Source organism: Kitasatospora sp. NBC_00039 (assembly GCF_045160625.1).
Classification (GTDB): domain Bacteria; phylum Actinomycetota; class Actinomycetes; order Streptomycetales; family Streptomycetaceae; genus Kitasatospora.
In genome coordinates, this window is sequence record NZ_CP108289.1 from 877762 (window position 1) to 892672 (window position 14911).

Annotated in this window: 12 protein-coding genes; 3 read left to right on the top strand and 9 right to left on the bottom strand. The window is 74.3% G+C overall.

Translation table 11 applies throughout. The annotated features are described in order from the left end of the window. Positions 1-50: 50 nt before the first annotated feature. The 9 genes from OG286_RS04320 to dnaK all read right to left on the bottom strand — a co-directional run bounded on the left by OG286_RS04320 (position 51) and on the right by dnaK (position 11122). Positions 51-500 (bottom strand): SRPBCC domain-containing protein, encoded by a 450-nt coding sequence (locus tag OG286_RS04320; RefSeq protein WP_396322249.1) that lies wholly within the window; start codon positions 498-500, stop codon positions 51-53. Between the two features lie 4 nt (positions 501-504). Next, complete coding sequence (locus OG286_RS04325) at positions 505-978, bottom strand: VOC family protein (RefSeq protein WP_396322248.1); 474 nt, start codon at positions 976-978, stop codon at positions 505-507. A gap of 139 nt (positions 979-1117) precedes the next feature. Then, complete coding sequence (locus OG286_RS04330) at positions 1118-3118, bottom strand: phosphocholine-specific phospholipase C (protein ID WP_405364750.1); 2001 nt, start codon at positions 3116-3118, stop codon at positions 1118-1120. Positions 3119-3198: 80 nt separating this feature from the next. Continuing rightward, positions 3199-4644: an endonuclease/exonuclease/phosphatase family protein gene (locus OG286_RS04335; RefSeq protein ID WP_405364752.1), complete on the bottom strand. Its 1446-nt coding sequence runs from the start codon at positions 4642-4644 to the stop codon at positions 3199-3201. A 333-nt stretch (positions 4645-4977) separates the two neighbouring features. Further along, positions 4978-6306: a cryptochrome/photolyase family protein gene (locus OG286_RS04340; protein WP_405363061.1), complete on the bottom strand. Its 1329-nt coding sequence runs from the start codon at positions 6304-6306 to the stop codon at positions 4978-4980. A gap of 140 nt (positions 6307-6446) precedes the next feature. After that, complete coding sequence (locus OG286_RS04345) at positions 6447-6803, bottom strand: PRC-barrel domain-containing protein (protein WP_405363059.1); 357 nt, start codon at positions 6801-6803, stop codon at positions 6447-6449. Positions 6804-7041: 238 nt separating this feature from the next. Further along, a complete protein-coding gene (locus tag OG286_RS04350) occupies positions 7042-8070 on the bottom strand; it encodes a BadF/BadG/BcrA/BcrD ATPase family protein (RefSeq protein ID WP_396322243.1) in 1029 nt (342 codons plus the stop codon). A gap of 188 nt (positions 8071-8258) precedes the next feature. Then, positions 8259-9158 carry a hypothetical protein gene (locus OG286_RS04355; protein WP_405363057.1) on the bottom strand — a complete coding sequence of 300 codons (900 nt, stop codon included), beginning with the start codon at positions 9156-9158 and terminating at the stop codon, positions 8259-8261. Positions 9159-9223: 65 nt separating this feature from the next. Continuing rightward, entirely contained in the window at positions 9224-11122 is a 1899-nt protein-coding gene (gene dnaK, locus OG286_RS04360; protein ID WP_405363055.1) for a molecular chaperone DnaK, read from the bottom strand. A 507-nt stretch (positions 11123-11629) separates the two neighbouring features. Here dnaK and OG286_RS04365 point away from each other — a divergent pair. From OG286_RS04365 to OG286_RS04375, 3 genes are all read left to right on the top strand, one after another. Next, positions 11630-12754: a DegT/DnrJ/EryC1/StrS family aminotransferase gene (locus OG286_RS04365; protein WP_396322240.1), complete on the top strand. Its 1125-nt coding sequence runs from the start codon at positions 11630-11632 to the stop codon at positions 12752-12754. Between the two features lie 67 nt (positions 12755-12821). Next, on the top strand, positions 12822-13787 hold the full coding sequence (locus OG286_RS04370) for an NAD-dependent epimerase/dehydratase family protein (protein WP_396322239.1): 966 nt from the start codon (positions 12822-12824) through the stop codon (positions 13785-13787). A gap of 11 nt (positions 13788-13798) precedes the next feature. Continuing rightward, complete coding sequence (locus OG286_RS04375) at positions 13799-14887, top strand: MGDG synthase family glycosyltransferase (protein ID WP_396322238.1); 1089 nt, start codon at positions 13799-13801, stop codon at positions 14885-14887. The last annotated feature ends 24 nt before the right edge of the window (positions 14888-14911 follow it).

A 14911-nucleotide genomic window follows, 5' to 3' on the forward strand; every position in this document is an offset into this window, starting at 1 on the left:
ACCTGGGGAGCGCCGGGCGGGAGCGGTCGGACACGCCCCACGGCCGGGTGTCAGGGCATCGACCAGGGTTCCTGCGGGAGCGGCCGGCCGCTCTCCAGGTAGGTCTTCAGGTTGGACAGGACGGCCGCCCAGCCGGCTTCGGCGTCGGCGCGCTCGGCCTCGTCGGCGAGCCGGTCGTGGGTGACGGTGAGCCGGGTGAGGTCCAGGTGCCCCTGGAGCTCGAAGGTGACCCGGGAGGGGCCGGCCGGGCGCTGCTCGTCCGGACCGGCCCAGGTGGTGACCAGCAGGTGCGGGCGTTCGACGGTCTCGACGGTGCCGGCCACGTCGGCGATGCCGGAGTCGTCGGCGCGCCGGTGCTCCCAGCGGGCGCCGGGCAGCCAGGTCGAGACGTTGCGGTGGCCCCAGTAGACGGCGGACTCGTCCGCGTTGGTGAGCGCGTGCCAGACGTGCTCGGGGGTGGCCCTGAGGTAGAGGATGCAGCGGTAGGGCGCGGCACTCACGGCCTCACCCCCGCGCCGCGTCGAGGAGCGGCTGGATCTCCAGCTTCCGCATCCGCATCATGGCCGCCATGACGCGGTCGACCTTGCCCCGGTCCGGATCGGCGATCAGGTCGATCAGAACGCGGGGGGTGATCTGCCAGGAGAGGCCGTAGCGGTCCTTGAGCCAGCCACAGGCGCTCTCCTCGCCGCCGTCGGCGAGGAGCCCGGTCCAGAGCCGGTCGACCTCCTGCTGGTCGGCGCACTCCACCTGGAGCGAGATGGCCTCGGTGAAGTGGAACGTGGGACCGCCGTTGAGGGCGGCGAAGCGCTGGCCGTCGAGCTCGAACTCGACCGTCATGACGGAGCCCTGCTTGCCGGGGCCGTCCGCGCCGTAGTGCGTGATGACGGTGATCCGGGAGTTGGCGAACAGCGAGGTGTAGAAGCGGGCGGCCTCTTCGGCCTGGTCGTCGAACCAGAGGAAGGTGATGATTTTCTGCATGCGCCCGACGGTAGCCGCGTGGCCCGGCGGGGTGGCCGCGCCACGTCCGGGGGTCACCGGTTCGGAGCCCCCGGACGGTGGTGCGGCCGGGCTTGGGGCGGGTGGTCGCGCTCAGCAGGCGGTCTCGCTCAAGGGGTGGTCAGTGGACCCAGCCCGCGTAGCGCTGGGTGAACCGCAGGCCGGTGGCGGCCGTCACGACGACGTCGTAGCGGCCCTGCTTGTCCAGCGGCCAGGCCAGGTTGACCTGCTTGCCGGGCTTGACCCAGACGGTCTGCGCGGTGCCCGCGAAGTCGTTGGGCGCGGCGGTGAAGGCGACGTCGGTCATGCCGTCGTTGACCAGTTGGAGGGTGAGCCGGGAGGAGTTGCTCAGGTCGGCCGTCACGATCGGCACGCCGACGTCGTTCTGGCCGTCCGGGCCGTCCGGGGCGTTCCGGCCGTCACGGACCACGGTGCCGGCGAAGCGGCGGACGAAGCCGTCGGGGCCGTGGACCGTGAAGTCGTAGCGGCCGTGGGTCGCGGCGGCCTCCCAGACGTAGGTGGCGGTGGCACCGGGGGCCACCGTGTAGGGCGTGCCGGCGAACGGGAGCACGATGTTCGGGTAGACGGTGTACGGGAAGGCGACCGTGCCGTCGTTGGTCATGGTGCAGGTGACCTTGCCGGTCTTCCGGTCCACGTCGACGTCGGCCCAGGGCTGGTAGGGCAGGTGGCGGTGCGGGCGCTCGCCGCGTTCCTGGACGGGCATCGACTGGGCGCCGGCGGCCGGGAGTTGGACGCCCGGGAGCTTGGTGCCCGCGTCGGCCTTGGCCATCAGGGCGTTGGTGTCGGGCAGCGCCGGTATCGAGTAGTCGGGGGCGGTGAAGTCGAAGCAGCTGGTGAGGTCGCCGCAGACGGCCCGCCGCCACGCGGAGATGTTGGGCTCGGCGACGCCGGTGACCTGCTCCATGAATCGCAGCACCGAGGTGTGGTCGAACACCTGGGAGTTGACGTATCCGCCGCGTGACCAGGGCGAGATGGCCCAGAGCGGCACCCGGTTGCCGAGGCCGATCGCCCGCCCCTGGGTGTACTCCTCGGGCGTGCCCGGTTCGGGGGTGGGCGGGACCATGTGGTCGAAGTAGCCGTCGTTCTCGTCGTACATCACCAGAAAGACGGTGTGCTGCCAGACCGCCGGGTTCGACATCAGCGACTGCAGCGCCATGTCGACCCAGTGCGCCCCGTACGCCGGCCCGGCCTCCGGGTGTTCGGAGAAGAGGTACGGCGCGACCAGCCAGGAGATGGTCGGCAGGGTGCCGTCCTTGCAGTGCGCGTCGAACGCGGCCGGGTCGAACCTGGTCATCGCGTTGACGTAACGCGGGTCGGTGGTGGGGAAGTTGTGGAACTGCTTGAAGTAGGAGAGGGCGTTGTCGTCGTAGTCGCCCGTCCGGTCGTCCTTGCTCGGGTTGTGGTAGACGCGCCAGCTCACACCGGCTGCCTGGAGGCGCTCGGCGTAGGTCGTCCAGTCGGCGACCGGGTTGTCCGTCACCGGGGTGTTGTCGATCCACGGGCCGGTGGTGCCGTCCCGGCCGGGACCGGCGGTACCCGTCCAGAGGTAGAGCCGGTTGGGGTCGGTCGGGCCCGCCAACGAGGTGAAGTAGGCATCGCACAGGGTGAACGCGTCGGCCAGCGCGTACTGGTAGGGGATGTCGGCGCGGGTGAAGTACCCCATCGTGCGCTCGCCCTTGGCGGCGATCCACTTGTTCATCGCACCGTTGTTGATCGCCTGGTGGCCGGTGGCCCAGTCGTGGGCGAGGCCGCCCGCGTTCTGCGCGTTGTACTTGGAGGTGTCCATGCGGTACGGCAGCATCACGCCGCCGTCGCTGCGCCCGGCGTCGGGCTGGCGGAACACGTCCGTCCCGTCCGGGAACCGGAGGGCCTGCTTGTCGCCGAAGCCGCGGACGCCGTTGAGGGTGCCGAAGTAGTGGTCGAAGCTGCGGTTCTCCTGCATGAGGACGACGACGTGCTTGACGTCGGCGATGGTGCCGGTGAGCCGGCCTGCGGCGGGCACGGGTGCGGCGTCGGCGGGTGCGGCGGGAAGGCCGGTGAGCACGGCGGCGCCGGCGGCCGCGGTGGCGCCGACGAAGGTACGGCGGGAGAGTTCGGACATGGCGAACGGGCCTCTCGGGGGTGGCGGAGGAGGGTGGGCGGGCGCCGGGGCGCGGAGGCGCGCGGGTGCGCGCCGGGCCGTCAGAGCTGGAAGGTGGCGACGGCGGCGGCCGTGTCGGAGGGCCACTGGTTGGCGGCGAGGGCGGCCGGGTCGGTGCCGGTGGCGGGCCAGTCGGCGACGAGGGTGTGCGCCTCGACCAGCTTCAGCGGGCCGCCGTACAGGACGTAGTCGATCCGGTCCTGCGGCTCCGGCTTGCTGCCGCGCTGCTTGCGGACCGGGGACCAGGTGTGGCCGGGCGCCTTGGCCGGGTCGCGGTTCTCCTCACGGAAGCTGTCGGTCAGTCCGGCGGCCTGGAGCGCGGTGGTCACCGGCCAGCCGACCGGGCCGACCCCGTTGTGGGAGGCGGCGGTGGCGGCCGTCCAGTCCAGGTGCGACGGCGAGGCGAGGTCGGCACCGAGGACGACGGCCCGCCCGGCGGTGACGTCCGCCTGGACGGCGGCGGCGAGCGCCTTGGCCTGCCGGCCGCGGGTGGAGGCGGTCTCGGCGGCCTCCACCTGGGCGGCGCTCCGGCCGTCCTGGACGGCGTACGGGCCGTAGTCGGCCTCGTCCAGGTGGGCGGCCCAGAAACGGACGGCGCGGCCGCCAGGAAGCTGGAGGGTGGCCCCGGCGGCGGGCAGCGAGGCGGTGACGGCCGTGACGGCGGTCAGCGGGTACCGGCTCAGGATGCCCACGCTGCCGGCGCTCTGGTAGGCGTACCAGCCGAGGGCGCCGGCCAGGCTCTGGGCGGCCGTCCCGGCGGTCTCCTGGAGCGCCAGCACGTCCAGGCCCTGGGCGAGGACGACGCGCAGCTGCTTCTCCGGCGCGTCGGTGAAGGCGGCGCCCGCCTCGGCGAGGTTCCAGCTCGCCACCTTCAGGCGCAGCGGGCCGGCCGGATCGGCGACCGGGACCTGCACGGTGACGCTGTCGGTGGCACCGGCGCTGTCCCGGACGCCGACGACGACCGTCTCGGGGTTCCTGGTCGCGCCGGCTGGCGCGGTACCGGTGACCGTGCCGTCGGCGGCCACCGAGAGCCAGGAAGCTCCGCTGATCTTGCGGAAGGTGGCCGTCCCCGCCGGGTTCCCGGCCGGGCGGGACCAGAGGCCGCCGAGCCGCACCGAGACGGCGGCGCCGGGGGCGACCGGGGCGGTGGTCAGCGCGTCGACGGCGCTGTGCGGGCGGACGACGGCGGGCTTGGGGCGGAAGGTGAACGGGGCGGTCTTCGCCAGGATTCCGTAGCCGTCCTTGGCCAGCAGGTAGGCGGTGTACGGGCCGCCGGTGAGCGCCGAGGTGTCGAGCTGGACGTCGCCGGCGGCGGCCGCCGTGTACTTCCAGAGCAGGGAGCTGCCGGTGCCGGGCTGGCGGGTGCCGTCGTAGATGCCGACCCAGTTCTTGGCGTCGGGAGCGTCGGTCGTCCAGTGAAAGGTGAGCCGGTCACCCTCGACGGGGCTGGCGGGTGAGGTGAGCGTCAGGGCGCTGCCGGTGGCCACGGTTGTCCTGTCCGCCGCGCTCGGGCAGCCGGCCCGCCCGGGGGTACGGGCAGGGCCGGGTCCGTCGGCGGCTGGTCACGGAGGCGGGAGGAGGGTTTCCGCAGTTGGCTGTACAACTGCGTGCGGCCCCATTCATCCGAAGGTCAGCGACCGGGACATGAACGACGCATGACGGAATATCGGGCGGTCCGGGAACTCCGGGACGATCCAGGCGGACCCGCGGGTCCGCGGCGCGCCCGCTTCCGACGTCCCGGGCGGGCACGGCGGGCACGGCGGCCGGGCGCGGCAGGCATGCGGGTACGGGCGGCGCGGGCGACCAAGCGGCCGGTCTGCTCAGTCGAGACCGCGGCCGTGGCGGAGGCGGGCGGAGATCGCGTCGGGGTCGACGAGTGGTGCCGGATAGCGGGCGGGCGGGCGGTCCAGGCGCCACGGGCGGTGGACGGCCCGCCCGGGGAGGGCGGCGAGTTCGGGCACCCAGCGCCGCACGTAGGCGCCGTCCGGATCCAGCCGGTCGGCCTGGGCGAGTGGGTTCAGCACGCGGTTCGGCCGGGTGTCGGTGCCGGTCCCGGCCACCCACTGCCAGTTGAGCTGGTTGTTCGCCACGTCACCGTCGACCAGCAGGCGCAGGAAGTGCCGGGCCCCCGTCCGCCAGTCCTGGTAGAGCGTCTTCACCAGGAAGGACGCCGTGACCAGCCGGGCGCGGTTGTGCATCCAGCCCTCGTGGGCGAGTTGGCGCATCCCGGCGTCCACCAGCGGGAAGCCGGTGCGCCCCTCGCGCCAGGCCTCGGCCTCCGCACTGTCGGAGAGCCAGCGGTCGCCGCGGGTGCGGTAGTCGCGGTGGGCGGCCTCCGGGCGGGCGGCCAGCACCTGGTGGTGGAAGTCCCGCCAGACGAGCTGCCGGACGAACGCGTCCGCACCGCTGCCGCCCTTCCGTCCGGCGGAGGCGGCCAGTTCGGCGGCGGAGAGGCAGCCGAAGTGCAGGTACGGCGAGAGGCGTGATGTCCCGTCGGCCGCGAGGTCGTCGTGCAACTCGTCGTAGCGGGCGAGGGCGTAGCCCCGCCAGAGCTTCCTCCCGGCCCGCTCCCCGCCGGCCGGCAGGCCCGGAGAGTCGGGGACGGCGGCGGGCAGCGGCTCGCCGCCGACGCCTGCCGGTGTGCGCACCGCCGTGGGCGCGCGGTGGACCGGCCGGCGCGGCGCCTGCTGCCAGACGCGGAAGTACGGGGTGAACACGGCGTAGTGGTCCTTGCCCGCGGGCGTGAGCGCCCCGGGCACGGCCACCGTGAGCGAGCTGTCGTGGACGTGCAGGCGCGGGCCGAGGAGTGCCCGCAGGGCCAGCTCCCGGCGCTGGGCGAAGGCGCTGACACCGGCCGCGACGTGCACCGAGGCGGCGCCGACCTCCTCGGCCAGCCGGGCCGTCGCCACGGCGGCCGGTCCGCGTCGCAGCACCAGCCGCCCGCCGAGGGCGCGCAGCCCGGCGTCGAGGTCGGCGAGACAGTCGGCGAGGAATGCGGCCCGGTTGGGCGCGGCGAAGCCGGCGGCGGCGACGTCCGGGTCCAGGACGAAGAGCGGCACGACCTCGTCGGCGGAGTCCAGGGCGCCCCGCAGGACGGGGTTGTCGTGCAGGCGGAGGTCCTGGGTGAACAGGGCGATGGAGACGGACATCGGTGGCAGCCCGGGGGTGGGAGGTGGCGGTCGGACAGGTCGGGACTCCGCCCGGCGGTGCCGGGAGGCGACGACCGAGTGTCCCGTCCCGGCGCGGCCGCACGGGGGAACGGCGCGCCGGGACCGGCCCGGGGCCGGCCTCAGCGCCGGGCGAGCCGGCGTTCGCCGCCGGCACCGGTCTCGTAGGCCAGTTCGTAGTGGGCGAAGACCGCCGGTTCGTCCTCGGCCGGCAGGACGTCGTCGGGATCGATCGAGGGCGACTGTTTGACCAGGCTCTTGGGGAACGCGACCCGTACGTACCCCGGCCCGACCACGGCGCCGTCCAGCGGGACGAACGCCAGCCGGTGGCGGGTCGGCAGGCCGACCGTCACCGTGGCGAAGAACGGCTGATCGCTGGCGGTCTCCACGTAGACGGATTCGAGCGTGCCGATCCGGTGGTCCTTCTCGTCGACCACGGCCTGGCCGCGCCATTCCCTGATGTCCGCCATACCGATCATGACGGCCTCCCATCGCCGGCCCGTTCCGCTGGTGGAACCCGGGAGCCTCGTGCTGCCCGGGAGGATCCATCCTGCGCCGCTCTGCCCCGGCTCGCCCGGCGAGGGAGCCGGGGCGGGTCCGCAGGACGCGCCGGGGGCACCGTCAGGAGCGCCCATCGGGGGCGCGCTTCGAGGGCACGCTCGCCGTCCGGACGGCCTGACGGCGCACCTCCCGCCGGTGGCGGCGTTCGGTCGGCGTTCAGGCGGCGGGCGTGCGCAGGACGTCGAGCAGGGGCGGATCGACCGGCCAGGGCAGGCCCGTCGCCGCGGTGGCGGCCAGGCGGAGGGCTCCCAGCAGGGGCGGGCCGTCGGGCCGGTGGAGACGGGCCGACGGGAGGCGGGTGGTCAGAGCGGTGCGGGTGGCTTCGCGAAGGCGGGTGAGACGGAACAGGCCTCCGGTCAGGGCGAGCGTGGGTGCCGTGAGCCCGGCTGCGGTGGCGGCGGCCGTCGCGCTGGTGGCGATCTCCCCGGCGGCACGCCGGACGATCCCGTCCGCGACCGGGCAGCCGGTGTCGGCCGCGGCGGCCACGTCCGGGGCGAAGGCCGCCAGCAGCGCGGCACGGTCGGGGCGTGGCTGGAGCGCGGCGGGCAGGCCGGTCACCGGGCCGTAGCGCTGTTCGGCCGCCGCCAGCAGGGCGGGCGAGCCGCCGGCCCGCCCGTCGTACGCGCGCAGAGCCGCCTCCAGGCCCGCGCGCCCGATCCAGCCGCCGCTGCCGCAGTCGCCGAGCAGTTGGCCCCAGCCGTCGGCCCGCCGCCAGCCCGCGACCGGGTGGTAGCCGACCGCCACCAGGCCGGTGCCGGCCGCCACCACGACGCCCGCCCGGGTGCCGAGCGCGCCCGCGTACGCGGCGACGGCGTCACCGGCCAGCACCAGCCGCGCCGCGCCGGTGGCGCGGGCCAGCGGACCGGGGAGCTTGGCGGCGAGGTCGCGGCCGAGCAGGGCCATCCCGGTGGCGCCCACGGCGACGGCGCCGATCCTCGCGCCCGTGGGCAGCCCGGCGGCCAGGGCGTCGAGGGCAGGGAGCAGTGCGGCGAGCAGCGCGTCCGCGTCATGGCCCGACGCGCCGACCCGGGCAGCCACGGCGACGGCCGTCGTCCGCGCGCCGGAAAGATCCTCGGGCCAGGTGCCGGGCGCAAGGGCGAGCCGGATCCCGGTGCCGCCGACGTCGATGCCGGCCACCCAGGCACCGGCTGCCGGTCCGAGCGGATCCCTACGACCCGACGGCATGGGACCACCCACCCTTCGGCCAGGCGGAGGCCTCCGCCGCCGCGCGGAACCGGACGGGCGATCGCCCTCCGTCCGCAGGAGGCGGGGCCCGGCACGGCGCCGCACCCCGGCCTGACGACCGCCGACACTACCCGTACTCCCGCCGCACGGCCGGGTGGGCCGGCGCCTGCGGGGAGGAGGCACGCCGCTCACTCCTCGCCGGCGGGGAGGATCCAGTCGAAGGGCGTCAGCTCCTTCTCCCAGGGGGCCAGAGCGGCCAGGTCGGCGGCGGCTTCGGGTGTCCGGAGCAGGCAGCGGTGGCGGAGCAGTTCGCGGCGCTCGCGGGGTGTCAGCAGCCGCTCCTGCGGGCTGAGGTTCTCCGGGTGGTCCAGGCCGAGTGCCGTGCTGCCGTCGATCGGGCGGTCGCCGTCCACGTTGAGCCGGTCGCCGGACGAGGTCCGGTAGTCGAGCCGCAGGCCGGTCGCCCACTGCGAGTTGCCGCCCCAGCCCTGGGAGAGGTCGACGGTCGGCCGGTGACGGCGCCGGAAGCCCCAGTACAGCGGCGAGCGGTCGGCCACACCACGCTGCGCATGCTCGGCGCCGGCCCGGACCCGGACGCCCGCCCGGCCGAACACGAGGTCGCCGAGCATCAGGCCCGGCCAGAGCACCCCGGTGACCTCGATCGGCGACCGGGGGTCGTCGGCCTGCTCGACCTCGACGATCTCGTGCAGGACGGGGTCGAACCGGCGCCCCGCCCCGGCCCCGGCCGGTGTCATGCCGAGGGCGCCGAACAGCCCGAGGTACTCGTGGTCCGGGAACGCGGGCCACGGCATGACGTCGTCCACCGCATCGCCGGAGGGCTGCCGGCCGAGCAGCAGGATGTCGCTCACCCGGCTCAGGGCGTAGAGCTGCCGGTGCAGGCTCAGGACGCTGTCGTCGGTGCGGTAGGCCGTCCACCACCCGCTGCACTCGGCCGCCACCGCGAGCGAGGTGCGGTAGCCACCCTGGGCACGGTCCAGCCACGGGGTGACGACCTCCCCGTACGCATCCGTGCCCTCGTGTCCCAGCAGTCCTTCGTAGAGCTCACGCGCTCCCACCCTGTTCCCCATGGGCCGGACTCTATGCGAAGGCCGGCGGGCCGCGGCCGGCCGTTCCGGACGAGGAGAGGCCCGGCTCAGCCGCCCGGACGGCCAGGCCTCTCCTCGTCCACGATCTCGGCGTCGACGACCTCCTCCTCGCCACCCGGCGCGCCCTCGGAGCCGCCCGCCGGGCCGCCTGCCGAGCCGTCCGTGGCGCCTTCCGCGGGCCGGGTGCCGGAGCCGGACGAGGCCTGGGAGTAGATGGCCGTGCCGATCTTCTGCGCGACGAGGGCCGCCCGCTCCAGCGAGATCCGGACGGCAGCGGTGTCCTCGCCCTTGAGATTCTCCTTGAGGTCGGCCAGCGCCGCCTCCACCTCGGTCCTGACCTCGCCGGGGACCTTCTCGGGGTTGTCGGCGAGGAGCCGCTCGGTCGAGTAGACGAGCTGCTCGGCCTGGTTGCGGGTCTCCGCGGTCTCCCTGCGCTGCCGGTCCTCCTCGGCATGCTGCTCGGCGTCCCGCATCATCCGCTGGATGTCGTCCTTCGGCAGCGAGGAGCCGCCGGTGACGGTCATCTTCTGCTCGCGGCCGGTACCGAGGTCCTTCGCGCCGACGTGCATGATGCCGTTGGCGTCGATGTCGAAGGTGACCTCGATCTGGGGCAGGCCCCTGGGCGCGGGCGGCAGGCCGGTCAGCTCGAACATGCCGAGCCGCTTGTTGTACGAGGCGATCTCGCGCTCGCCCTGGAAGACCTGGATCTGCACGGACGGCTGGTTGTCCTCGGCCGTGGTGAAGATCTCCGAGCGCTTGGTCGGAATGGTCGTGTTGCGCTCGATCAGCCTGGTCATGATGCCGCCCTTGGTCTCGATGCCGAGGGACAGCGGGGTGACGTCGAGCAGCAGGACGTCCTTGACCTCGCCCTTCAGCACACCGGCCTGGAGCGAGGCGCCGACCGCCACCACCTCGTCCGGGTTGACGCCCTTGTGCGGGTCCTTCCCGGTGAGCGACCTGACCAGCTCGGTGACGGCCGGCATCCGGGTCGAGCCGCCGACCAGGATGACGTGGTCGATGTCGGACACCTGGATCCCGGCGTCCTGCACCGCCTGGTGGAACGGGCCCTTGCACCGCTCCAGCAGGTCGGCGGTGAGCTGCTCGAACTGGGCGCGGGTGAGTTTCTCCTCCAGGTGCAGCGGACCGTCGGCGGAGGCGCTGACGTAGGGCAGGTTGATGCTGGTCTCGCTCGCCGAGGAGAGTTCGATCTTGGCCTTCTCGGCGGCCTCGCGCAGCCGCTGCGCGGCCATCTTGTCCTTGGCGAGATCGATCCCGTAGCCGTTCCTGAACTGCTGCACCAGGTGGTCCACGACCTTCTGGTCCCAGTCGTCGCCGCCGAGACGGGTGTCGCCGTTCGTGGACTTCACCTCGACCACCCCGTCACCGATCTCCAGCAGCGAGACGTCGAAGGTGCCGCCGCCGAGGTCGAAGACCAGGATCGTCTGGTCGTTCTCCTTGTCCAGCCCGTACGCGAGCGCCGCCGCGGTCGGCTCGTTGACGATGCGCAGCACCCTCAGGCCGGCGATCTCGCCCGCCTCCTTGGTCGCGGTGCGCTGGGAGTCGTTGAAGTACGCCGGGACGGTGACGACGGCGTCGGTCACGTCCTCGCCCAGGTAGGCCTCGGCGTCGCGCTTCAGCTTCTGCAGCACGCGGGCGGAGATCTCCTGCGCGGTGTAGCGCCGGCCGTCCACGTCGCCGGCCTCGGGGAAGCGCCACTGCGCCTCGCCGACGTGCCGTTTCACCGAACGGGCGGTGCGGTCCACGTTGGTCACCGCCTGCCGCTTGGCCACCTCGCCGACCAGCACCTCGCCGGCCTTGGCGAACGCCACCACCGACGGCGTGGTGCGGGCGCCCTCCGCGTTGGGGACGACGGTGGGTTCGCCGCCCTCCAGGACACAGACGACGGAGTTGGTGGTGCCCAGGTCTATCCCGACCGAACGAACCATCGCCGGCCTCCTTCCGCACAGGCCCCGCCGGGCTGCGGGCCTTGAGTCGGGCCGAGTCAATTGTCGCTCCGTCGTGGGCACCCCGCCGCCCCGTTCCGGCCCGGCCGGACCCGGCCGGACCTGGTCGGGCGCCCGGGCCTGGGAGGGCGCCCGGGCCTGGGAGGGCGCCGCGGGCGTCCTCGGACACGCCCGGTGAGTGCTGTGTGCGCAGCGATGGCGACACCCGGACGGAGTATCCGCGGCCTGCGCAGGGCGACAGAGGGGTCGCCTCCCGGAGCCCTTGGGCGGGCGGCGGGCGCGGGCGAGGGCGGCGGGCGAGGGCGGCGGGGCGCGGCGGGCTGGGGGCCGCGGATCACCCGGGTGGGCGGTGACGACGGGCCGGGGCCGGGCGGGCGAAGTAGCGTGATGTGCCTGGCCCGACCGTTTTTGCCCGGTCTGCCCGGAGATACGTGTTTCCCAGAGATGCCTGTTCGATGAAGTGTTCATCCTGCTGCCGGAGGAGGCCCGATGGGCGTTCCAGCCGCTCGCATCGTCTTCGACGAGAGCGACCGTTCGGCCGTCGCGGACGCGGTGACGGAGATCCTCGCCACCGGCGCGCTGACGCTCGGCCCCTGGACCGAGCGGTTCGAGGAGGCCTTCGCGGCCGAGCACGGTGCCACGCACGCGGTCGCCGTCGCCAGCGGCACTGCGGCGCTGGAGATCGTCCTGCGCACCGTCGACGTCCGCGACCGTGACGTGGTCGTCCCGGCCGTCACCTTCTACGCGACCGCCGGAGCCATCCTGCACGCGGGTGGGCGGCCGGTCATCGCCGACGTCGACCCGGCCACCTTCGCCCTCAGCCCCGAGACGCTGGAGGCGGCGCTCACCCCGGACACCGCCGCCGTGGTGCTGGTGCACATCGGCGGGCTGATCACCCCCGAGGTGGACGCCCTGCGCGCGATCTGCGACCGGCGCGGCATCCCGCTGGTGGAGGACGCCGCACACGCCCACGGCAGCAGCTACGACGGGCGCCCCGCCGGGTCGTTCGGCCTGGCCGGCGCCTTCTCGTTCTATCCGACCAAGGTCACCACCAGCGGCGAGGGCGGCATGATCCTCACCGAGTCGGCCGAGCTGCGCGACGAGGCCCGGATCCACCGTGACCAGGGCAAGGGATCGTTCACCACCAACCACCACGTCCGGTTCGGCGCCTCCTGGCGGATGAGCGAGCTGAACGCCGCCGTCGGCACGGTGCACCTGCGGCGGCTCAAGGAGTTCGTCGAGACCAGGCGCCGGGTCGCCCAGCGGTACGACGCGGCGCTCGCCGGGCTCGACGGCCTGCGGCCGATGGCCGAGCCGGCCGGTTCGCGCAGCAACTACTACAAGTACGTGGTGCTGCTGCCGGCCGGCGTCGACCGCGCCGCGTTCAAGCGGGCGGTGGCCGAGGAGCACGCCGTCCGGCTCTCCGGCGAGGTGTACGACCTCCCGCTGCACCTGCAGCCGGTCCTGGCCCCCTACCGACGGGGGCCGCTGCCGGTCGCCGAGGACCTCTGCGCCCGGCAGGTCTGCCTGCCGGTGCACTCCGACATGACCGAGGACGAGACCGACCAGGTGATCGCGGCGGTCACGGCCGTCCACCGGCGGCTCGCGGGATGAGCCCCTGCCGGGAGCACCCCGCCGTCCGGAGAGCCCCGACCCAGCCAGCCGGAGAAGGAGAGAGAACGTGCGCGTAGCCGTCACCGGGGGGTGCGGATTCATCGGCTCACACGTCGTGGACCGGCTGCTGTCGGCCGGGCACGAGGTGCTCGCGGTGGACACCACCGACAAGTACCTCAACCCCGGCGCCGAGCACGCCCGGATCGACATCCTGGACCTGCCCGCGCTCACCGCCGCCCTGGACGGCAGCGAGGTGGTCTTCCACCTCGCCGCGATGGCCGACGTCGAACACGTCGCCGCCGACCCGGTCCGCGCCGTGCGCACCAACATCGACGGCACCGAGGCCGTCCTGGAGGCGGCCCGGCGCAGCGGGCTCAGCCGCACCGTGCTGGCCAGCACCGTCTGGGTCTACGGCGCCGCGCTCGCCGAGGCCGGGATGGACAACGGCGAGCAGGAGCTGGACGAGCACGTGCCGATCGAGCTGGACCACAGCGGGCACCTGTACGTCGCCACCAAGCTCGCCGCCGAGATGCTGGTGCACAGCTACCGGGAGCTGTACGGGCGGCACTTCACCATCCTGCGCTACGGCATCCCGTACGGGCCGCGGATGCGGGACGAGCTGGTGGTCGCCCGGTTCGTGCAGGCGGCACTGGCCGGACGGCCGATCACCATCGCGGGGGACGGCCGGCAGAGCCGCAACTTCGTCTACGTCGAGGACCTCGCGGACGCCCACGTCCGGGCCCTCTCCCCCACCGCCGAGGACCAGACCTTCGCCCTGGAGGGCTCGACCGCGATCTCGGTGCGGGACATCGCCGACACCGTCGACCGGTTGCTCGGTCCGGTCAGCATCGAGCACATCGAGGCGCGGGCAGCCGACTACTCCGGGCGCCGCATCTCGGCCGCACAGGCCAAGCGGCTGCTGGGGTGGTCGCCGCGTACCAACTTCGCGGACGGGGTACGGCAGTACGCCGACTGGTACCGGGACGAGGCGGCGCCGGCCCCCGCGCCCAAGCCCGCTTCGGGCACTCCCTGAGGCCGCGCCCGGTGCCGCACGCGCTGCTGGTCTCCGGCTCACTCGGACAGGGCCACGACGTGATGGCCCAGGCCTGCGCGGACTCGCTGCACGACCGCGGGTGGACCACCAGCACCGTGGACGCGATGGCCCTGCTCGGTCAACGGTCCGGCGCAGCCGGGGAGCTGGTCTTCCGCCGGCTGCTCGGCCTGCCCGGGGTCTACGACGCCTTCCACTTCTCCGCCCTGCGGCCCGGCGCCCGGATCGCGCTGCTCGCCGACGCGGCGGCCCGGACCCGGCTGGTGCCGGCCCTGCGGAAGCTGGTCGCCGAGCAGCGGCCGGAGCTGGTGGTGTCGGTGTTCGCCACCGCGACCTCGGCGGTGAACCGGCTGGGCAGGGACCACGGCGCGCCCGTCTTCCGCCACCTCGTCCTCTGCACCGACGTCACCCCCCACCGGCTCTGGGTGCAGGCCGGCACCGACCTCTTCCTGGTCACCTCCGAGGTCGCCGCGTGCGCGGTGCGGCGCTACCACCCCGACGCGGCGGTCGCCGTACTGCCCGCGCCGCTGCGGGAGCCGTTCTACCGCCCGCCGGGGCGGGCGCAGGCCAGGGCCGAGTGCGGTGTGCCGCCGGACGCGCGGTGCGTGCTGCTGATGTCCGGGTCCTGGGGCCTCGGCCCGCTCGCCCGGACGGCGGCCTCGCTGGCGGACGCCGGGCCGCACGTGCTCGCCGTGGCCGGCCGCAACCGCGAGCTGGAGCGCCGGCTCCGGCACGCCGCCGGGCCCCGCCCCAACCTGCACCCGTTCGGGTACACCGACCGGATCCCGGCGCTGATGACCGCCGCCGACCTGGTGGTGACCAGCTCCGGCGACACCTGCAGCGAGGCGCGGGCGCTCGGCCGCCGACTGCTCCTGCTGGACGTCGTCCAGGGGCACGGCCGCGACAACCTCCAGCACGAACTGGAGCTGGGCCACGCCGACGTGACCTCGGCCGGCCCCGCCGAGGTCGTCCGCAACGCCCTCGCCGCCCTGGACCGCCCCTCCCCGGCCCCCTCGCCCGGCGCCTCCCCCGAGGGATGGCGGACGGGTTTCGCGGCGGCGCTGGAGCGGGTGGGGCTCTAGCAGGGCTGTACCAGAGCGGCATCA